Origin of the sequence: Pseudomonas sp. 2822-15 (genome assembly GCF_002742515.1) — a bacterium.
In the GTDB taxonomy this organism is placed as follows: Bacteria; Pseudomonadota; Gammaproteobacteria; order Pseudomonadales; family Pseudomonadaceae; genus Aquipseudomonas; species Aquipseudomonas salomonii.
In genome coordinates this window covers 1-21,326 of sequence record NZ_LJRY01000064.1, presented here as the reverse complement: position 1 = coordinate 21,326, position 21,326 = coordinate 1, and the positions used below count along the sequence as shown (strand labels likewise).

The 21,326-nt window shown below is 59.1% G+C and carries 12 protein-coding genes, 1 rRNA gene and 1 pseudogene; 4 read left to right on the top strand and 10 right to left on the bottom strand.

The genetic code is table 11. From position 1 onward, the window contains the following. The first annotated feature begins 139 nt into the window (after positions 1–139). A 5S ribosomal RNA gene (gene rrf, locus AOA59_RS00325) occupies positions 140–255 on the top strand. Between the two features lie 181 nt (positions 256–436). On the opposite strand, the gene AOA59_RS00320 is transcribed toward rrf, so the two are convergent. The 3 genes from AOA59_RS00320 to AOA59_RS00310 form a co-directional block, all read right to left on the bottom strand. Then, entirely contained in the window at positions 437–2,932 is a 2,496-nt protein-coding gene (locus AOA59_RS00320; RefSeq protein ID WP_099485435.1) for a TonB-dependent siderophore receptor, read from the bottom strand. 84 nt (positions 2,933–3,016) lie between these two features. After that, on the bottom strand, positions 3,017–3,991 hold the full coding sequence (locus AOA59_RS00315; RefSeq protein ID WP_099485433.1) for a FecR domain-containing protein: 975 nt from the start codon (positions 3,989–3,991) through the stop codon (positions 3,017–3,019). Positions 3,992–3,996: 5 nt separating this feature from the next. Next, complete coding sequence (locus AOA59_RS00310) at positions 3,997–4,512, bottom strand: sigma-70 family RNA polymerase sigma factor (RefSeq protein WP_056860374.1); 516 nt, start codon at positions 4,510–4,512, stop codon at positions 3,997–3,999. A gap of 279 nt (positions 4,513–4,791) precedes the next feature. Between AOA59_RS00310 and AOA59_RS00305 the strand changes: the two genes are divergently transcribed. Beyond that, the gene (locus tag AOA59_RS00305) at positions 4,792–6,672 is read left to right on the top strand and encodes a methyl-accepting chemotaxis protein (protein ID WP_099485431.1); all 1,881 of its coding nucleotides are present in this window, start codon (positions 4,792–4,794) and stop codon (positions 6,670–6,672) included. 38 nt (positions 6,673–6,710) lie between these two features. Here the strand turns inward: AOA59_RS00305 and AOA59_RS00300 are convergent, their stop codons facing one another. The 5 genes from AOA59_RS00300 to AOA59_RS00280 form a co-directional block, all read right to left on the bottom strand. After that, positions 6,711–7,169: an SRPBCC family protein gene (locus tag AOA59_RS00300; RefSeq protein WP_099485429.1), complete on the bottom strand. Its 459-nt coding sequence runs from the start codon at positions 7,167–7,169 to the stop codon at positions 6,711–6,713. An 18-nt stretch (positions 7,170–7,187) separates the two neighbouring features. Continuing rightward, the gene (locus tag AOA59_RS00295; protein WP_099485427.1) at positions 7,188–10,562 is read right to left on the bottom strand and encodes an amino acid adenylation domain-containing protein; all 3,375 of its coding nucleotides are present in this window, start codon (positions 10,560–10,562) and stop codon (positions 7,188–7,190) included. Next, complete coding sequence (locus AOA59_RS00290; protein WP_099485426.1) at positions 10,550–11,506, bottom strand: diiron oxygenase; 957 nt, start codon at positions 11,504–11,506, stop codon at positions 10,550–10,552. Before AOA59_RS00290 ends, AOA59_RS00295 begins: the two co-directional genes overlap by 13 nt. Continuing rightward, positions 11,503–12,261 carry a DUF3050 domain-containing protein gene (locus AOA59_RS00285; RefSeq protein ID WP_068932771.1) on the bottom strand — a complete coding sequence of 253 codons (759 nt, stop codon included), beginning with the start codon at positions 12,259–12,261 and terminating at the stop codon, positions 11,503–11,505. The genes AOA59_RS00290 and AOA59_RS00285 overlap by 4 nt, the downstream gene beginning before the upstream one ends. A 377-nt stretch (positions 12,262–12,638) precedes the next feature. Then, complete coding sequence (locus tag AOA59_RS00280; RefSeq protein ID WP_065930942.1) at positions 12,639–13,349, bottom strand: GntR family transcriptional regulator; 711 nt, start codon at positions 13,347–13,349, stop codon at positions 12,639–12,641. A gap of 249 nt (positions 13,350–13,598) precedes the next feature. Between AOA59_RS00280 and lapG the strand changes: the two genes are divergently transcribed. Next, positions 13,599–14,291: a cysteine protease LapG gene (gene lapG, locus AOA59_RS00275; protein WP_056860367.1), complete on the top strand. Its 693-nt coding sequence runs from the start codon at positions 13,599–13,601 to the stop codon at positions 14,289–14,291. A gap of 14 nt (positions 14,292–14,305) precedes the next feature. Then, positions 14,306–16,252 (top strand): cyclic di-GMP receptor LapD, encoded by a 1,947-nt coding sequence (lapD, locus tag AOA59_RS00270; RefSeq protein WP_065930940.1) that lies wholly within the window; start codon positions 14,306–14,308, stop codon positions 16,250–16,252. Between the two features lie 140 nt (positions 16,253–16,392). Here lapD and AOA59_RS00260 read toward each other — a convergent pair whose 3' ends face one another. Next, a complete protein-coding gene (locus AOA59_RS00260) occupies positions 16,393–16,731 on the bottom strand; it encodes a tryptophan synthase subunit beta (protein WP_068931599.1) in 339 nt (112 codons plus the stop codon). A 152-nt stretch (positions 16,732–16,883) separates the two neighbouring features. Next, positions 16,884–21,326 (bottom strand): annotated as a pseudogene (locus AOA59_RS00255) (LapA family giant adhesin); the annotation flags it as partial.

Here is a 21,326-nt window from a genome sequence, read left to right as displayed (position 1 = left end):
TCCCCATGTGAGAGTAGGTCATCGTCAAGATTAAATTCCGAAACCCCTGATTGCTAACGCAATCAGGGGTTTTGTTTATGTAGAAGTCCATGAATTTCACCGGCACGTTGCTAGCGCACCGGACTGGTACACAGAATTTCTTGACGACCATAGAGCATTGGAACCACCTGATCCCATCCCGAACTCAGTAGTGAAACGATGCATCGCCGATGGTAGTGTGGGGTTTCCCCATGTGAGAGTAGGTCATCGTCAAGATTAAATTCCGAAACCCCTGTCTGCTAACGCAGACAGGGGTTTTGTCGTTTAGGGGGGATGATAATTCCCCGGCTGCAGACCGCTCACGTGTGCGTCTGGGCCGGACAAAGGCAGCCTGACGACACCCACAAAAAAGCCGACCCCTGAAATCAGGCGCCGGCTTGTTAGAAGCTATAACGGATCAGAACTGATAGCTGACCGTAGCACTGACATTACGCTCTTCACCCAAGTAGCAGAAGTTCAAGCTGGCACACGAAGCCACATAGCTCTCATTGGTCAGGTTGTTGGCATTGAGCCTTACATCCACACCCTTCAAGCCCATCTTGCCCAGGTCGTACCCTACTGAAGCGTCAAACAAGGTATAGGCGGGCACCTTCATGGTGTTCTCGGCGTCTGCCCAGCTGTACCCCACGTATCGCACGCCCGCGCCAAGTCGCAAGCCGTCCAGGGCTGCACTATTGAATTTATAGTCCGCCCATACTGAAGCCATATGCCGAGGCGCCTGGGTCGGCGAGTTGCCTTTGTTTTCGATCAGATTGTCGGCGGAGCTTAAAGTACTCACCATCGACTTGGAGTACTTGATGTCGGTGAAGGTATAGCTGCCTAAAAGCTTCAGGTTATCGGTCAGTTGCACATGGGCTTCCAGCTCCAGCCCTTGGGAACGGACAGCGCCTACAGCACGATAGAAGTTTTCCTGCGGCAACTTGGTGGCCAGGTTCTCCTGGTCGATGCGAAACCACGATGCGGTAAACAGGTCGTCAGTTCCTGGCGGCTGATATTTCAAACCCGCCTCCCACTGTGTCCCGTTAGTCGGTGCCAGCGGGTTGCCCGCACTGTCGGAATAGGAGTTCGGGTTGAAAGACTCCGAGTAGCTGACATACGGCGCCAGGCCGTTATCAAACAGGTACAACGCCCCCGCCCGACCCGTCAGCTTGGTACGTTTGTCGCTGATCTGCGTACCCAGCGGTCGGCCCGCTTCGGCGATACGGTTTTCATCCGACGTCTCTACCCAGTCCTGGCGCAGTCCCAGGGAGAACCGCCATTTATCCATCTCAATCAGGTCTTGCAGATAGACGCCTGTCTGCTCCAGTCGTCGCAGATAACTGGTCAGGTTGGCATTGCTGATCGCCGAATTGCCATAGACCGGACTAAACGCGTTGATCGGCTGCAATGAACCGCTGGTCCAGTCCACCACGGTTTTACGCCGCTGATAATCCGCGCCCATCAGCACCGTATGTTTGGTCGCTCCGGTAAAAAATTCCGCTTGCAGCATATTGTCGATAATGAACGCATGCAGCTTTTCATCTCCGCCGGAGTAATAGCGGTTCAGCTCATTGCTGGTCGGCGTGGTCCAGCCATAGGCATATACCTGGTCCAACTTGACCTTGGAGTCGAGATAGCGGAAGTTTTGTCGCGCAGTAAACACATCGTTGAAGCGATGTTCGAACTGATAGCCAAACGACTGCTGGTCACGCTTGTACCCATCTACACCAGGCTCACCTTCGAAAAAGTGGTTGGAGATACGCTGGCCATTACGCTGATGCAGTGCGCCGTCCGCCGGCATACCACCGTGATAACCACCCTCAGGGTCGTGCTGTAAATACGCTTGCAGTGTCAGTGAAGTGTCATCGGTAAAGTCGATGCTCACTGTCGGCGCCAGTGCGTAGCGTTTTTCTTTGGCATGGTCGAATTGTGTGTCGGACTTATCCGCCAGCCCGGTCAGCCGATAGGCAACGCGCTTGTCATCGTCCACCGGCCCGCTGAAATCAAAACCCATCCCGCGTTGCCCGTTGCTGCCGACTGTCGCTTGCACTTGATGGTAGGGCTCGTACAGCGGCTTCTTGCTGGTCAGTGCTACCAGACCTCCAGGCGAGCTGCGTCCGTACAGCACAGAAGATGGCCCTTTCAGAATGTCCACGCGTTCAAGAAAATACGGGTCCACCTGCATGGTGCTGTAAGTACCGCTGTCCCCCATTGACTTCAAGCCATCCAGGTAGATGTTATCGACCGAGCCATCGTTAAAGCCGCGCATCGCCACATAGTCATAGCGGTGAGTTGCGCCATAGGGGTTGGTCAGCACGCCAGGGGTGTAACGCATGGTTTGGGCCACCGTCTGAGAGCCCTGGTCGTCCATCTGTTCACGTGTGACCACGGAGACGGATTGCGAGGTTTCCAGCAGCGCCGTACTGGTCTTGGTGGCGATCTGACTGTGCGTCGCGTTGTAGCCGTCCATGCTGCCCAGCGCATTACCCAGGGCGAAGCCTTTGATGTCGGTGGTGGGCAACGTCAGCGTGCTGCTTTGCGGCAGCGGCTGCAGGACGAAGCTGGCACCATCCTGTGAGGCGGCCTGCAACCCCGAGCCATTGAGCAAATGATTCAGGCCCTGCTCAGCGGAATATTCACCGTGCAGCCCTGGCGACTCCAGGCCCTCAGTCTGCGCTGGGGTGCTGGCAAGCGTAATGCCCGCCTGACGGGCGAACTGATTGAGCGCGTCGCTCAGCGGGCCGGCAGGGATGTCGTAGCGTTGATGAATGCGCTCGCTGGCCGCTTGCGCAGCCATGCCAACCAGCGGGACCGCGCCCATGCCCACTGCCGTCGACAGTAACGCTACGCGTATGGCCTTGGCCAAAAGAGGGTAGGAGGAGTCTGATGAATCGTTGAGAAAACGCACAGTCATGATCAAGGTCCGTAGAGGCCGGTAAGGCAGATAAAGAGGCTTACTGTCTAAGCCGGGCTCACGGAAAAAAGCCGCCAAAAAAAATCAGGCCAGGCGTTCCAGGCTCACCCACCAACGCGTGCGATAGCGCACTTGAACGGGCAGCGTCTGCGCAACGATCGCCAGCAACTTGTCGGTGTCTTCCAGGCGGAAAACCCCTGACAGCCGCAAGTCGCCGATCTCTGCGGCACAGCCCAGATAACCCGGGCGGTAGCGCCCCACTTCCGATACAAAGTCGGCCAGGCGCATGTCCCGCGTCACAATCAGCCCGTCGGCCCAGGCGCCCATGTCCATAGTCCGCGGCGCCGATAACGCGGCGTGCGTCTGGTTGATCAGATAGCTTTCCCCTGTGTGCACTTGAGTCGCCAGGCCATCGGCCGTAGGCGGTGAATGGATAGCCACATTGCCGCTGACCACGCTCAAGCGCGTGCACTCGCTGTCTTGGCGCACGGTAAATCGCCCATCGATGCCTTCGAGCAAGCCGTGGCGAGTGTGTACCAGCAAAGGCGCTGACGATGGCGAACCGCAGGCCACCAGGATTTCCCCGCGCACCAACGTAATCAGGCGCTGCTGCGGGTTGAAATTGAGGTTCACCGCACTGTCGGTGTTGAGTTGCAGGCGTGTGCCGTCCGGTAATTGCACGCTGCGCCGTTCGCCGGTGGCGGTTGCGAAATCAGACGTCCAGCGCTGCCAGCCGGTCATGTCCCGGCTTACCCACGCCGCCGAACCCACCAACACCACACCCGACAACACCTTCAGTGCCCGTCGTCGGCCCAAGCCTTGTGCGACGTTTTCCAGTGCCACATGCGCCCCAGGAATCGCCGCCATCTGGCTGTTCAATTCCCGTTGCAGCGCCTGCACCCGTTGCCAAGCCAATTCATGGTCATCGTGAGCTTCACGCCAATGTTCACATTGCGCATGCAAGCGCACATTCGCACGGTTGTTACGCAGGCGCAGTGCCCAACTGATCGCCTGTTTGACCACTTGGGGATCCGGCCCGGAGCGCGCGGCGTTATCCATTGGCGTCAGGTTTCATAGCGCAGGACATAACAGTGATATAGCCCTTCAGCGATGTACCGCTCCACCGAGCGCAACGACACGCCCATCTGCTCTGCGATCTGCTGGTGAGCCAGCCCATCGCACTGAGCCAGTAAAAACGCCTTACGCACCTTGGGCTTCAATCCGTCCAATAGGCGGGCGACTTCCTCCAGTAGCTCCAACACCAACGCACGCGCTTCGGCGCTGGGTGCCAGCGCTTGCGGCAAGTGAGCGATGGATTCCAGGTAAGCCCGTTGGATTTCTTCGCGGCGCCAGTGATCAATCACCAGTCCTCGGGCGATGGTGCGCAAAAAAGCACGCGGCGCCTTGAGCTCAAAGCGTTCGGTTTTTTGCAGCAGGCGTACGAACGTGTCCTGCGCCAGGTCCGCAGCATCGGCGGCATTGCCCAAGCGACTGCGCAGCCAAGTGTTGAGCCAGTTGTGGTGGGTGCTGTAAAGCGTGTGTACAACACTTTCGCACGCAATGTAGTCAGTAGAGGGCATTCAGGCAGGCCTGGCCAAACGTCACAAATGATAATTAGTCGCATTGTCTGGGAGGCAGAAAAATTTTGCAACTCCGAACGCTGAGCCTCTACCACTGGTCGGTTTCCCACTCAAAATAAGGATGCTTCTCACAATCTCCTAAGATTTCTCCTCGAGTGGCCGAAAGCCTGACGAGCCATGCGTGCACCGAAATAGAGCGGCCGAAGAGCCGGCCTATCCCGTTACATGGAATGTTCCACTCGGCACGCTCACCCCCCTTTGGCAAAAGAAGTCGATGAAATGAATCTCAAGTTCAGTCATAAAATTCTACTGGCCGCGTCAGGCGTCGTGGTTCTGGCCTTCGCGCTATTTACCCTCTACAACGATTACCTGCAGCGCAGCACCATCAAACAAAACCTTGAGTCGTCTATCCAGCAATCGGGCGAGCTCACGGCCAGCAGCGTGCAGAATTGGCTCAGTGGCCGCATCCTGGTCCTCGAAAGCCTGGCGCAAAACGTTGCTCACCAGGGCAGCGGTGCCGACCTGCCAGGGCTGGTCGACCAACCCGCGTTCACCTCGAACTTCCAGTTCACCTATGTCGGCCAAACCAATGGCGTATTCACCCAGCGCCCTGACGCCAAGATGCCCGACGATTACGACCCTCGTCAGCGCCCCTGGTACAAGCAAGCGGTCGCCGCCGATAAAACCATGCTGACTCCGCCTTATATGGCGGCCGTTGGCGGGCAAATCGTGACCATTGCCCTGCCGGTCAAAAAGAACGGCGAACTGCTCGGTGTAGTGGGCGGTGACCTGAGTTTGCAAACCCTGGTGAAGATCATCAACTCGGTGGATTTCGGCGGTATTGGCCATGCGTTCCTGGTCAGCGCCGATGGCCAGGTCATCGTCAGTCCCGATCAGGACCAGGTGATGAAGAACCTCAAGGACATCTACCCAGGCACCAGCCTGCGTATCGAGAAGGTCAGCCAGGACGTTGTGCTCAACGGCCAGGACCGTATTTTGTCATTCGCCCCGATCAGTGGTTTGCCGGGGGCGGATTGGTACGTCGGCCTGTCGATCGACAAAGACAAGGCCTACGCACCGCTCAGTAAATTCCGTACATCGGCACTGATCGCCATGTTGATCGCCGTGGTAGCGATCGCCGTGCTGCTCAGCCTGCTGATTCAAGTGCTGTTGCGCCCGCTGACCACCATGGGCGTGGCCATGCAGGATATCGCCCAGGGCGAAGGCGATTTGACGCGCCGCCTGGACGTAACCAGCAAGGACGAGTTCGGCGAAGTGGGCAGTGCGTTCAACCAGTTCGTCGAACGTATCCACGCCTCTATCTCCGAAGTGTCTTCAGCCACGCGCCAGGTCCATGACCTGTCCCATCGCGTCATGGCATCCTCCAACGCCTCGATCATCGGCTCGGACGAGCAAAGCGCACGCACCAACAGCGTGGCAGCCGCCATCAACGAGCTGGGCGCCGCCACCCAGGAAATCGCCCGCAACGCAGCCGATGCATCGCAGCATGCCAGCGGTGCCAGTGAGCAAGCGGACGACGGGCGCAAGGTGGTGGAGCAAACCATCCTGGCCATGTCGGAACTGTCGCAAAAGATCAGCTTGTCCTGCACGCAGATCGAAACCCTCAACGCCAGCACCGACAACATTGGGCACATCCTGGATGTGATCAAAGGCATCTCTCAGCAAACCAACTTGCTGGCGCTCAACGCGGCGATCGAGGCTGCGCGTGCCGGTGAAGCCGGGCGCGGGTTTGCCGTGGTGGCCGACGAAGTGCGTAACCTGGCGCACCGTACCCAGGAATCGGCCGAAGAGATCCACAAGATGATCACTTCGCTGCAAGTGGGCTCGCGTGAAGCCGTGACCACCATGAACGCCAGCCAGGTCTCCAGCGAAGAAAGCGTTGAAGTGGCCAACCAGGCGGGTGAGCGCCTGGTCAGCGTGACGCAGCGCATCGTCGAGATCGATGGCATGAACCAATCGGTTGCGGCCGCTACCGAAGAGCAGACCGCCGTGGTTGAAACCCTCAACGTTGATATCAACCAGATCAACTTGCTCAACCAGCAAGGCGTCGCCAACCTCAACGAGACGCTCAAGGACTGCGATGCCCTGTCGCAGCAGGCCAGTCGATTGAAGCAACTGGTCGACAGCTTCAAGATCTGACCCGGTTGGGCAGGAGCGAGGCCTCTCGCTCCTGCCGATCAGTCGAACATCCGGCGCACATGCTCCAAGGCGCTGGCGGCGAAAGACTGCACAAACTGTTCAAACTCCGCCTGCGGCATATCGACCGGCTCGCCAATCAGCGTCCAGGTCGCCCTGGAACGTTGCGCGTCAAGTGCCTCCACACGCATGGCTGCCCATAGCCGGGCGACACCCAGGGTGTTGTAGAGGGTGGTCCAGGTCATGCACATCGCTTCGTCGTCCCAACTATTGAGTTGCTCAACGACGTGGTGCCCATCGTGGAAAAATTTACGCCGCAATGCGCCCACGCCGGTGCCCGTCATTTCGATGTGCGACAGGGCCGGAATGAAGGCATCAAAGCCTGCAAAATTTCCAACCACACGCCACAGGCGAGCGGCATCACATGCCACGTCAACAGACGCTACCAACGGCGCGCCATTCGGGTTACGGATTAATGTATCGGGTTGCAGCGGTTTCATAAAAAGTCCTGAAGCAGTTCAGAGAAAGCCAATGGCCATGAGGTGGTCGCAGCCTTTGCGCAGCAGCGCAGGGTCTTTGCGCGGGTACTCTTCGCCCATCGCTGCCACACCCGCGCGTGCGTTGTCGTGACAAATCATCGAGACGTCGCTGATGTCTTCCGCGAGGTCATCCAGGTAAAAACCCAGCACGCCAAACAGCGCGTTATCGGGCCCCACCGTTTGCAACACCTTTTGCCACTGCGCGACGCTCACCCGCTCGAAAAGATGGCCGGCCTGGCTGAATGCATCCAGGTAGTGGTCCCAGCTCAAGGGCTGGGGGTTATGCAGGTTGAAGACGTTGCGCCGCGCCACAAATTGGCCGCAGTGGAACGCAATGAAACGGGCCAGGAAATCCACCGGCATCAGGTCGAAATTCACCTTCAGGCGGGGCGCCAGGCCCAACTGCAGCGACCCCTTGAGCATCAGCATCAAGCGGTTGTTTTGTGGCTGGCACACGCCGTTGTGGCTGTTGAACGCAATATTCCCCGGTCGATGAATGTTCACCCAGGCACCTTGCTCGACCGCACGCCCCACCAGCCGCTCGGCGACCCATTTGGAAAGGTTGTAGCCATTCTTGAGATAGAGCGGCAACGTGGTAACAGCTGGTGTTTCGAGGATGCGACCCTGAGTGTCGATACTGCTGCAGGCTGACAGCGTGGAGATGAAGTTGAAGACCTTCTTGCGGTGGGTTTCGCACAGGCGCAGGCACTCAAGCACCGGGTCGACGTTGTCCCGGGCTAATGAGGTGTAGTCCAGCACATGGTTGACCCGGGCGGCGTTGTGCACCAACACTCCATGGTTGCGGGCGAGGTGGTCATAGGCATCACAGGCCAGGCCCAGCCGTGGCAGGCTGATGTCAGCGGCATAGACGCTCACGCGGCTCAGGTCCAGATGTTCCAGGTGGTACTCGCGCAGTGCCTGGGCAAACCGCGCTGCCGCCGAGTGCCCTGGCCGTTCGCGCACCAGGCACGCCACCTCACGGGCCCCGCCCGCCAACAGCGCTTGGACCAGATGTACACCCACAAAGCTGTTGGCGCCCGTGACGATCACCTTGCGTGGGTCGCCTGCGGACTCCCGTGGCAGCGTGCGCAGGTCCAGCGGCTGGGATGCATCCTTTTCCATCTGGCATGACGCGCTAAAAGGTAACGCACCGTCTTCCATCAGCACGGCAAGGGTGCGAATCGTCGGCGCTTCAAAAAAACGGCTTAAAGACACACTACGACCAAACTGTTCGCGCACACGCAGCAGCAAGGTCGACAGCAGGATGGAGTGGCCGCCCACATTGAAAAAACTGTCGTCAATGCCCAGCTCAGCGCCAGGCATGCTCAGCAATTCGCTCCACAGCGCCACCAGTTGCGCTTGCAAAGGCGTTTGCGGCGCAGCGCAAGGGATGCGTGGCGTAGTGTGCCCAGGCATCGTCAGCAACGCCTGGCGGTCGATCTTGCCATTGGCGTTGCTGGGGATGCCCGGCAGCTGCGCCCAGCGCTCGGGTTGCATGTAATCCGGCAACCACCGTTGTGCATGTTGCTTCAGGTCTGCCAACGTTGCGCCCGGTTCCGGCTGGGCGACAAAACCGAGAATTCGCCGATCACGGTCGATCACCACCGCTACCTGGCGAAATAACCGACTGCTGCGCAGGCACTGTTCGATCTCCTGGGGTTCGACGCGAAAGCCGCGGATTTTCACCTGATCGTCCCGTCGGCCGCCCAGCTCGATACCGTCCGCCGTCCATTTTGCCCGGTCTCCGCTGCGGTAAGCCCTCAGCGCGTGGCCGCCCGGCAGCGTCAGCTCGACGAATGGATTGTCCTCGTGCGGCGGCGTGGTCACATACCCCAGCCCTACGCCAGGGCCTGTGATGTACAGGTCGCCCATTACCTGCTCATCTACCGGTTGCAGCGCGTCATCGAGGATCAGCACCTGGCTGTTGGCGATGGGGCGGCCCACATTCCGATTGCTGTCACCGGGGCGCAACACCCGATGGGTGACCAGCACCGTAGTTTCGGTAGGGCCGTAGAGATTGTGCAACTGGCACTGTCCCGCCAATCGTTCGATCACATATGGCTCGCAGGCATCGCCGCCGGTCAACAGATGGGTAAGCCCCAGGGGCTGATCCAACGGCAGGATGCTCAGTAGCGCTGGCGGCAAAAAAGCATGGCTGAGGCGCTGCCTGCGAATCAATTCGACCAGTTGCTGAGGGTCGCGCCGCTGCTCGTCGCTTGGGACGATCAACTCGGCACCGGCGATCAGTGCCGGGAAGATATCGATCAGTGATGAATCGAAACTCAGCGGCGAAAATTGCAAGACACGGCTGTGTTCATCCAACGCGAGGCTGGCGCCGGCCCAACCGGTGAAATGCGCAAGGTTGCCCTGGCTCAGCCGTACGCCTTTGGGCTGGCCGGTGGTGCCCGAGGTGAACAGCACCATGCAAGGGGCGTCGATGCTGGCGCGACGTTGTATCAATGGCTGCGTGATGTCGGCGTGGCTCGAGTCAATATTGCCGACATTCAGTGTCGTGAATTGCTCGCGCAAAGGGTGTCGGCCATTGTCCAGCAAGACCTTAGCGCTGCCACTTTCCAGCATGGCCTGCTGGCGCTCTGGCGGATGATCCGGGGCCAGTGGCAAGTACACCGCGCCGCAACCGAGTACTGCGAGAATACTGGCATACAGCTCGACGGACTTTTCCAGGCACACGCCAACCACCGGCGTCTCAAGGCCTCCCAGTAAAGGATGCAGGCGTTGCTGGATCGACAGGGCGCGAAGTTGCAATTGGCGGTAAGTCAGCACGCTGCCCGCGATGTTTAGCGCAGGGCGCTCGGCAAAGGCGTGCAGACTGGCCTGCAACCGTTCGATCATCGGCATCTGAGCAGCCTGCAACAATGCTGGCTGGTCGGTGCGATTGAACCGATGCACAAACGCCAGGGCGTCCAGCCTGTGCAAGCTTTGTTCAGGCCAAGTGTTAGTGCTGCTGCTGGCGGCGAAAAAGCCTGCGTCCCTCGAAAACCCGCTGACCAGCGTGGCGGCCCACTCTACCAGTGCCTTGGTCGCTTGCCGGCGCAGGCGCTGGCCGTTGCCGCCGGGTTCCTCGGCAACGTTATGTACCGCCAACACGCGATGGTCGCGGTCATAGGAGCGTAACTGCAGCGAGGGCAGGCCACCTTCGTATATCGGGCCGATACCCAGTCGCAGGCTTAACCATTGAGTTGCGACACCGTGGGTGAGCGGCACTTGGGTGCCGTCCTCGATGAACAAGTCGAAGGGGGGCGTGGCGGTGACGTGCCCGTATGCTTCGAGCACTTGCTTCAGCGCAATCAGGGCGTGGCTGGTGCCGGCCCATCCGATACTCAGACGCCGCATGTCTGCCTCCCCGGCTCGGGCAGGTAGTCACTCAACGCGCGGGCGACGCTTGGCGTGTGCAGTACGCCGCTGTGCTGCAGGAATCCCATGATATTGCCGAGCAGTGGGTGCTGGCGGGTGATGGGAAAGTGCAGGGCCGTGACTTCGTCGCGCAGTGCCTGGCGGATGTCGGTGCCTACGTCCAGGTGCTCGACAAGCTGCAGGTCGAAGTCTTTGTGCAGCGCGTTGGTCAGGTAATGGGTCAAAAAGGTCGGCAGGACTGCGGCGATGCTGTCGCGGTCTGCCGGGCTAGCTGCCTGCCAGTAGAGACGCACCAGTTGCGTCCAGAACTGGGCATGGCGCCCCTCGTCAAACAAGTGATCGGCCATCAAGCCGCGAATCGAAGCCTTGACGCTGCCGTCCTTGGCAAATGCCGCGACGTCGTGGGTGACGGTGTTCTCGGCGATGGCCACGCCAATCAACGCCACCGCATCGCGCAGGTGGTGCGGTGCCAGCGCCTGGGCGGCCGGCAAGGCCCGACTCAGTTCGATTTGCGTGGGCAGCTCAAGCGGTTGTATGCCGGTCAGCTCGATGGTCTGTTGCAGGAAGTCCAGGGCGACCAGCGCGTGGTAATCCTCATCGACCACGACCGTCATCGCATCAATGCGACAGGCAAGGGGGAAGGGCAGCGCGAAGCGATTCTTGGCAATGCTGCGGGCGGTCGTGTCGACGATCTCGGTTTCGAAGATCACCACGTCATTGATGAATTTATAGAAGCTTTGCGTCAGCACGAAGTCGCGCCACTGGGGGCAGTGCTCAACAAAAGTCGCACTGAGCACCAAGGGTTGGCGGCAGACCGGAAAGATCAAGCGATCGTCGTTTTCCAGCAGGCGCCGGGGGCGTGTGCGGATGGTGGCGCGGTGCTCCCAATCTTCGGCAAACGCGCGGTAGTCTGCGGTGCTCATGGTTGTACCTCGTGTAGCGAGGCGTGTACGTCGTCCCAGAAACCGAGGCGGTTCTCTATGGCGCTCAGGGCAGTCTCATACGCCTGGTGTTGACGTGCCGGGTCGGCTCCGATCAGGCGCTGGAGCAACTGCTCCGCGCCTGGGCCATGATCCTGGGCATCCAACTCGATGTGGCGGCTCAGGTAGTGACAGAACAGGGGAGCCTGTCGCGCCATGAAGACGTCGCCCTGCAGAATGCGTTCGAACATCGATGGGATGACGCTTTCGCGACCGTGGAGGAACGCTGCCGCCACACAGTGGGCAGGTGCGCTTAACGCGATCTGCAATGTGCTGCTGACAAAGCGTGCCACGCCGGGGCGCACATTGATCATTTGCATCGCCGTGTTTGCCTCGACGCCTTGGCGCTGCAGGTCGATGAAGCGTTGGATGGGAATGGTGTCTGCACCGGTTTCGGCCATCGCCTCCAGGTACAGCTCGAAGTGGCTGCAGTGGCCACGTGTTGGGTGTTCGTCTGATTCTTCGCCAAGCACGATTTCATTGATCAGGCGTGCGCTTTGCGGGTCAGCGGCCGGCAGCCAGGGTAATTGCATGCACGTCAGGTCCCGCTGCAGGCGCTTAGCCAGACTCATGAAATCCCAAACAGCAAATACGTGTTGTTCCATAAAAATTTGTAACTTGTTAAGTGAGGTTATTTTTGCAAATAACGGATGGCTACACAGTTGCAGTTTTTTTTGTTCAAGCAAAAGTTGATGCATGGTTGACGCCTATAAGTTGTTGCGACTGCTCTGAAAACAGTGATGGGGTTTTGTCATGGAAAGCGGATGGCCAGCGTTACGCCAAGCCACGCGTACAGCGCTAACCTGACATAGGTTTGCACTGCCGAGTGAAGTGTTCTTTTATGGGTGAAAGATAATAATCTGATTAAACGTTTGGATAAACTGATGAAAGTATTAGATGGTTTTACGAGAAGAAGTTTGCCGTGAGTCAGTAGGGTGCAAGTGTGTGGGAAGTTTCGCTGGCAAGTGCGGGATTATTTAAAAGTAATCTCGTCGTGGTGTACAAATGTGGGGCACTTTCCGAGAAGAAAGATACCCCATACGGTTCAAGTGATAAGAAAGGCAGGTGTAAACCCTTACTGTGCGTTTTTGGTCGCGGCGCCCTCAAGGCTATTGAGGTAGGTGTTGATCACCTCCATACCCCGCATCAGGTGATTGCGCAGGGTCAGGATGCTTTCTTCGACTTTTTTGTGCACCACCAGGCTGAGCAATTCACGGTGATCTTCCTGGGATGTCTCGCCCAGGCCCATGGCCTCAAGGTTGAAGCGCAGAAAACGTTCCTCCTCATTCAGGCCGTGTTCTACCAGTTTGAGCAGCCGCTGATTGGGCGCCTTGCCATACAGCGCCATGTGGAAGAGGCGGTTGAGCCGACCAATTTCGGCATAGTCTCGCTCGCGTTCCAGGGCATTGATGAAGGCTTCAGCCTCAGCAATGTCTGCCTCGGTGAGGAACGGAATGGAGAGGCGCAGCGCTTCGGACTCCAGCAATATGCGCAGGGCATAGGTCTCGGCCGAATTATCTTCGATCAACGGCGCCACCACAGCGCCTTTGTGGGTTACCACGTGGAGTAAGGACTGGGCTTCCAACTGGCGCAAGGCTTCGCGCACGGGCATACGGCTGACGCCGAACAAGCTGGCCAATTCTTGCTGGCGCATCGCGGTACCACAGGGCAACCTGCCGTCGAGAATGGCATTGCGCAACGTTTCTTCAATAACGGCGCGTGCAAGATGGGCGGGAATAGGCCCGCTGATTTTGATGCTGCTTAATGGGTTCGGCTTCTGCGTCACGGTTACGCTATCCTCCTTTCTTGAATGGAGTGTGTTTAATTGGATCCAAAGCACACTAGAGATGGGTCGCGCGCTTGTCAAACAGCCAAAGTTTCAGTTTGTAAGGGCTTACAGGCGGTACTTTGTGCGTCCCACAAGCGGCGTTTATAAACTCGAACCCCTTATGAATGATTGCACTGTGCCATTGTTTTTTGTTGATTGAAGCTTCACCATCCCTGAAATTGCGTCTCCCTTCACGGACTGAACGCCTTGGCGGTAAGTTTTATTCCCTCTCGAATTGTCGGCTGGCTACTTGCAGCGACTTTGCTCGCTGGCCTGATGCCCGGCGGGCTGCATGCCGATTGGGATTTCTCGCAGATCAGTCGCAAAGCCACGGCTCTGTACGGACCGCTCGGCGAGGGCCAACAGCGCATCGACGCCTGGCAGCGCCTGTTGGCGACTGAAAAGAAGGTCGACGAACAGGAGCAGCTCAAGGTCGTCAACCTGTTCTTCAACAAGCAAATGACTTATGTAGAAGACATCGACCTCTGGCACGTGGTCGACTATTGGGAGACGCCCATCGAAGCGCTGTGGAAAGGCGCGGGAGATTGCGAGGACTACGCAATCGCCAAGTATTTCAGCCTGCGCCACCTGGGCGTCTCCAGCGACAAATTGCGCATTACATACGTCAAGGCCTTGCGTCAGAATCGCGCTCACATGGTGCTGACCTACTACCCGACCCCCGACGCTATCCCGCTGGTGCTCGACAGCCTGATGGATGAGATCCTGCCGGCCACCCGCCGTACCGACCTGGTGCCGGTGTACTCATTCAACGCCGAGGGTTTGTACCTGCCCGGCGCCAAGGGCAACAAAAAAGTCGGTGATACCAAACGCTTGTCGCGTTGGCAGGATGTGTTGAAAAAAATGCGTGCGGAAGGCTTCCCGGCCGAGCCTGCCAACTAGGAGTAACTGATCGGATGTCACTGTTCAAACAACTATTGATCGCAATCTGTCTGTTCCTGGTGGTCGCCTTCAGCGGCAGCTTCATGGTCAGCCTGGAAAGCTCGCGCACCCAATACGTCAACCAGCTGCGCTCCCATGCACAGGACGCGGCGACCGCGCTGGCGTTGTCGCTGACGCCCAATATCGACGACCCGGCGATGGTGGAGTTGCTGGTCAGTTCGATTTTCGACAGCGGTTATTACGCCAGCATCCGCGTGGTGGATTTAGCCACCGACAAAACCATCGTCGAACGCAGCGGCATCCCGGACAACAACGGCGTGCCCAACTGGTTCGTCAAGCTGATCGGCCTTGAGCCGGCCGGCGGTGATGCACTGGTCAACCGTGGCTGGGAGCAGGCGGCACGCGTGGAGGTGGTCAGCCACCCGATGTTCGCCCTGGCCAAGCTCTGGCAAAGCGCCCTGGGCAGCCTGGGCTGGTTGCTGCTGTGCGGTGCGGTCAGTGCGGTGCTCGGTGCGTTGCTGCTGCGTCGGCAGTTGAAGCCGCTGGATTACATGGTCAAGCAGTCCCACGCCATCGCCCGCCGCGAATTCCTCAGCCTGCCGGATCTGCCGCGCACGCCGGAGCTGCGGCGCGTGGTGCAGGCCATGAACCAGATGGTGGAGAAGCTCAAGGCGCTGTTCCAGGAGCAGGCCGAGCGCAGTGAAAAATTGCGCATCGAATCCTACCAGGACAACCTTACCGGCCTCGCCAACCGGCGTTATTTCGAGATGCAGCTCAACGCCCGCGTGAGTAACCCGGAAGACACCAACTCCGGTTACCTGCTGCTGTTGCGGGTCAAGGACCTGGCCGGTCTCAACCAGCGCCTGGGCGGCCAGCGCACCGATCAGTTGCTGCAAGCGGTGGGCGAACAGCTGCTGCGCCAGTGCGAGCCTTACCCGGAAACCCATAACCTCGTCACCCGTATCCGTGGTGGTGAGTTCGCGGTGCTGGCGCCGGGGCTGGTGCGTGAAGAAGCGCTGCAATTGGCGCAGAACCTCGAAAGCACCCTGCTCAGCTTGCAGGCCACCAGTGCCAGTGACGTCACGCCGGTCGCCTACATTGGCCTTGCGCCGTTCAACCACGGTGATTCGCCCCAGGCATTGCTGACCCTGGCTGACCAGGCCCTGGCCCAGGCCGAAGGGCAGGGTGACAGCAGTTGGGTGTGCCTGGACCACAGCGCCGCCGCCAGTGTCGGCGACGATCACCATGCCTGGCACACGCTGTTGGACCGAGCGCTTACCCACCAGCGTTTTGAGCTGTACTTCCAGCCGGTCGTCGCCAGCCAGGACCCACAGTTGGTGCTGCACTACAAGGTGCTGTCGCGCTTGCAGGATGACGATGGCCACACCATCCCGGCCGGGCGTTTCCTGCCGTGGCTCGAGCGTTTCGGCTGGACTGCACGCCTGGACCGGCTGATGCTCGAGCAAGTGCTCAAGCAGATGGCCAGCCATACGCACAGCCTGGCGCTGAACCTTTCGGCCGCCACCTTGCAGGATGCCCAGGCGTTGAACCGGATTGTCGAGTTGCTGCGCCAGCACAGCAACCTCGGCCCGCGCTTGACCCTGGAGATCGGCGAGGAGCAATTGCCCGAACAGGCTCTGCTGGAGCAGTTGACCCAGCGCCTGCGCGAGTTGGGCTTCTCCCTGAGCCTGCAGCGTTTTGGTGGGCGCTTCAGCATGATCGGCAACCTGGCGCGCCTGGGTTTGGCGTACCTGAAGATCGACGGCAGCTACATCCGCGCCATCGACCAGGAAAGCGACAAGCGCCTGTTTATCGAAGCGATCCAGCGCGCGGCCCACAGCATCGACTTGCCGTTGATTGCCGAGCGCGTGGAGACCGAAGGTGAATTGAAGGTGATTCGCGAGATGGGGATTTTCGGTGTGCAGGGGCAGTTGTTTGGTGAGCCTGCGCCCTGGAAGTGATGCAAACCCAATGTGGGAACGGGCTTGTATGGGAGCTGGCTTGCCTGCGATAGCATCACTTCGGCTTGCCTGATACACCGAAGTGTCTGCATCGCAGGCAAGCCAGCTCCCACATTTCGATCCGGTTCGACTTTAAGAAATCAGATCAACCCAGTCTCTTCATCATTGATCAGATGGCTCAACCCACCCAGCGCTTCCCGTGCGTGGTTACGGTCCATCAGTTTTGCCTGGGCCGCCGGCGGCAGGTCGGTCACGCTGATCACGCCCTTACGGGTCAGTACCTGAATCAAGTCGTCCAGTACCCGGATCATCTCCAAGTCACTTTGCTTGAGCTGAGCCAGGCTGGTTTCCACCACTTCGTTGGCGTACCAGGCCTGGATCTCGTGGTGATCGGCCGGCAGGGTTTCGTTCGACTCGGCAAAGGCGGAGGCCTCCACGCGACTCAGCGCTCCCTGTGCATCACGTTGCACGTAAAACATAAGAATCCCTCGAAAATGAACCACACGCGTTCACCAGCATAAGTTAATGCTGTGTTTATGGGCACGAGTATGCGATGCAACCGGCCGCCACGGCCAGCGACGTATCGCCCAAGCCAATCGGCCGCCCTTGCGGGCGGCCGATAAATCACAGCTTAGGCGGTGTGGTCGATCTTGATGGTCGGGTCGGCACCTGTGATCAGCGAGTTGATGCTGGTGTGCGACCAATCGTTGCCTTCCAGCTTGATCGTCACATCGGCATTGGCCAGGCCGCCGGCGGCGTTGAGCTTGCCTTCACTGCTGATTTGCAGGGTCGACACGCCTTCTACCGTGGTGATCTTGAGGTAGTTGTCGATGGTGCTGTCCGTCTCACCTTTCAAAAGATCCTTCAGATCGATCCGGTCACCTTCCGAGGCCTTGAAGTCCTTGATCACGTCGTTGCCGAAGTCGCCCGCCTTCCAGACGAAGGTGTCGGCACCCGAGCCACCGATCAGGATGTCGTTGCCCGGCCCACCGATCAGGGTGTCGTTACCGGTGCCGCCCAACAGGATGTCATTGCCTTTGCCGCCGTCCAGCAGGTCGTTGCCGCCCTGGCCGAACAGGATGTCATCACCTGCACCGCCCAACAGCGTGTCGTTGCCGTCCTTGGCGCCGGAGACGTCGAAGTCCGCGTAGTGCTCGGTGACGTACTGGTGCACGTTCGAGGTGGTCACCGCCGAGACGGCCACACCGGTTTTCTGTGCCACAAAGGCCTGCAGTGCGTTGTAGCCCTCACCGGTAATCCCGCTGAAGCTCACCAGGTCACCGAAGATGATGTCGTTGCCGTCGCCACCACTGATGGTGTCGGCGCCTGGCAGCGTGGCCTCGGTGTGGCCGAGGATCGCGTTGGCCAGGTCCTTCGGATCAATGTTGCTTTGCGGCTTGCCATCGGTGTCGTAAGGCTTGAGGTCGTTGAGGCTGACGTCGCCATTGATGCCGATCGCTTCCACTTGCGACAACCCGCCCAGCAGCGCAAAAGCGCTTTTGGCATTGCTCAGCGTTGCCGAGTTGGTGCTGTTGCCCGTGCCGTCCAGGTTGGACAACTCAAAGGTACCGTCACCTTGGGCATGTACGGTGCCCAGGTCGGTGACGACCCAGCGCCAGCCATTGTAGATTTGCAGTTGAGCGGCACCCGAATTGTCGATGGACAAGTAGTGCGTATTGTCGATGTAGGTGGAGAACGTTGTGCCAGGCGTGTAGTTGGCAGTCGTGACCACGTTGTCGAACTTGACGTTGCCGTACAGCGTCGGGTTGGTCTGCTCGCCGCTCTGGTAGTACGTTGGCTGGCCGTCGGTGATGAAGTAAGTCAGGTTGGTGGCGCCGGTGTTGCCGGTCGCCAGGCCGCTCTGGAAGAAGTTAGCCGTGGTCTTGAACACGTCTTCGTAGTTGGTACCGCCGCCGGACGTCATTGAGTCCAGTACTGTCTTGAGCAAGTTCAGGGCGTTTGGATCGTTAAGGTTGATCGCGACCGACTTGTTCACCTGGGTATCGAAGTCCGCCAGGAAGATGTTCACGGTGCCCGAGGTGTTGGCGCCCAGGCTGTCTTTGAGCGAGTTGAACACCGACGTCAACGAAGCCTTGGCCGCGTTGATCGAGGCGGTGCTCATACTGCCGGAACTGTCCACCATGAACGCGATGTTGTAGTTCTTGCCCTGCACCACGTTCAGGCCGCCGATATCGGCCACGACGATGTCATTGCCGTCGGTGCCGACAATGTTGTCGCTGCCCGAAGTACCCGTTACCGAGCTGTAGGTCGCCGGATACACGGTGACTGGCAATTGCGCCGTGGTAGACGCCGAACCGCCGATGCTTTCGGTAGAGGTCGACGTGACGGTCAGGTTGAACTGGCCGCTGTAATAGGTCGGTGGCTTGATGGTCAGGGTGTTCAAATCCCAACCGGTCACGTTGACTTCGCCCACGCCCTTGGTCGCGGTGAAGGTGTGCCCAGACGCGTCGGTGAGGACCGAGCCGGCCGGTACGCCGCTGATCTTCACGCTCAGGGTTTCCGAGCCGTCGGTGTCGGTCAGTGCTGTGGTGACCTTGGACAGTTTGACGGTACCGTTTTCCTGGCCTTCGTTGAGCTTGTAGCCCACGTAGTAACCGTCACCGTTGCTGCCATGCAGGTCGGAGACGGTTACACCGGCGTTGGTCAAATCGGTGAGGCCGGTGTACAGCGGCACGGTGCTGGTGCTCAAGTTCTGTATCGCGCCGCCGTTGATCGACAGATTGACGTCAAAGCTGCCAGGCCCCGCTTGGTTGGCTTGGTAGATCTCGAGGCTGTAGTAACCGCTGACCGTTGGCGTAAACGAGCCGCTGAACTTGCCGCTGTTGGTCGCCCATACCCCGCTGGCAATGTCTTTACCGCCAACGTTGACCACCACACTGTCATCGGCGACGCCGCTGAAGGTGTAGCTCTTGCCGGCTTCCATGTACATCAGGCCGGAGATCTTGGAGCCGGAGCCGGCGTTGACATTGTCGACGGACTCGACATTGGTGACGACACTGGTGTTGTTCGGCGTACCTGCGTTGTCGATGGCTTTTTTCAGTACATCGGGTGCCGCGCCGTTCCCGTTGGTGCCTAGGCCGGCAATGCTGTTCCAGCCCTGTTTGATCAGACCGGTCGAGGCGACATTGTTATCGGCCACGTTCAGCGTCGGTGCATCGGCCACGGGGGTGATATCGACCTTCACCGTGGCGCTGTTGCCCAGGTCTTTGCCGTCGGTAGGCTGGAACTTGAACTGTGCGTAATCAGCCTGTTTGTTGCCAATGCCGGTGCCGCCATAACCGTCGGCGCCGGATTCGTTGGCGTTAGGCATAAAGCGCAACTGGCCGCCGTCGATCTGGGCCTTGGTGAAGGTCTGGTTGGCAGTCACGTTGGTCCAGGTGGTGCCATCCGCTGCCAGGTATTGCAGCTTGCCGGCCACCGGCAGGTCGGTGATTTTCACGCCCAGGCTGGCTTGTGGCGAGTCCACATCGGTCACGCCGAAGTTGGCCCAGGTCAGTGCCAGCGGCGTGTCTTCGGTGCCGGTCACGGCGCTGCCGGTGGCGACCGGCGGATCGTTGACCGCCACCACGTTAACGGTGGTGGTGGCGACGTTGGAGTAGTTGCCGCCATCGGTCACGCTCACGGTGATGGTCCGTGGCGTGGTGCTTGGGTCGTGGCTGTTGTTGGTGAACGTGATGTTCTGGATACGCTGCATGTAATCAGCCAGCGTCGCGCTGCCCGACAACGTCAGGGTGATGGTGCCCGTCTGGTTGTTGGTGCTGACGATGATGCCGTTCACGCTGTTGCCCAGGTTCAGTGCATCACCGGCTTGTGCGTTGGTCAGGGTAACCGTCGCGCCAGTCAGCATCGTGCTGTCCGGATCGGTGATCTTGATATCGGTGTCGGCAATCGACACACCCGGCCCGGCGGTGCCTTCGGTAAAGACCGTTTTATAGTCTGCACCGGTCGCGCCGCTGGAGTTGTTGGCATCCAGGTCGATGACCGGCGGCGCATCGTTATCGATGATGTTGGTGCTGACGGTGCCCTTGCCGATCACCAGATTTTCGAAATTACCACCGGTGGTCTTGTCGATAGTGATGACAATCTGTTCGGTCTGCTCGGTGATCTTGTCGTCGATCGTGGCGATGTTAAACGGCACGCTGCTGGCGCCGGCCGGGATCTTCACGGTGTATACGCCGTTGAAGTCCGAACCATCGGTGGCGGTGCCGCTGTACTTGAGCGTCACGGTCACATCGGTTTGCGCCGGGTTGCTCAACGTCAGCGTGTAATGCGCCGTGCCGCCTTCAGTCACCGAGGCGTCGCCGGTGATGCTGATGGTGGTGTTGTCGATCGAATCAGTAATCGAAGTGACTACGGATTTAGGATCGGTAACCAAGTTCTCGAAGTTACCGCCGACGGCTTTGGTGATCGTGGTGCTGACGGTGGAACCGTTGTTGTAGACGTCGTTAGCTGGGGTGTGGAAAACCGTCGAGCCTGCGGAGTCGCCGGCTTTGATGGTGATGGTTTGGCCATTGCTCAGCGTGACGGTAACGTCGGTCTGCGCCTTGTTAGTCAAGGTCGCGGTGTAAGTGATGTCGCCGCCTTCAACCACGGAGGCTTTATCAGCACTCAGAGAAACCGTGGTGTTGTCGATCGAGTCGGTAATCGAAGTGACGGCCGCTTTTGGATCGGTGACCAGGTTCTCGAAGTTGCCGCCCGCAGTTTTGGCGATCGTGGTGCTGACGGTGGAACTGTTGTTGTAGACGTCGTTAGCCGGGGTATGGAAAACCGTCGAGCCTGCGGAGTCGCCGGCTTTGATGGTGATGGTTTGGCCATTGCTCAGCGTGACGGTAACGTCGGTCTGCGCCTTGTTAGTCAAGGTCGCGGTGTAAGTGATGTCACCGCCTTCAACTACAGAGGCTTTATCTGCACTCAGAGAAACCGTGGTGTTGTCGATCGAGTCGGTAATCGAAGTGACGGCCGCTTTTGGATCGGTAACCAGGTTCTCGAAGTTGCCGCCCGCAGTTTTGGCGATGGTGGTGCTGACGGTGGAACCGTTGTTGTAGACGTCGTT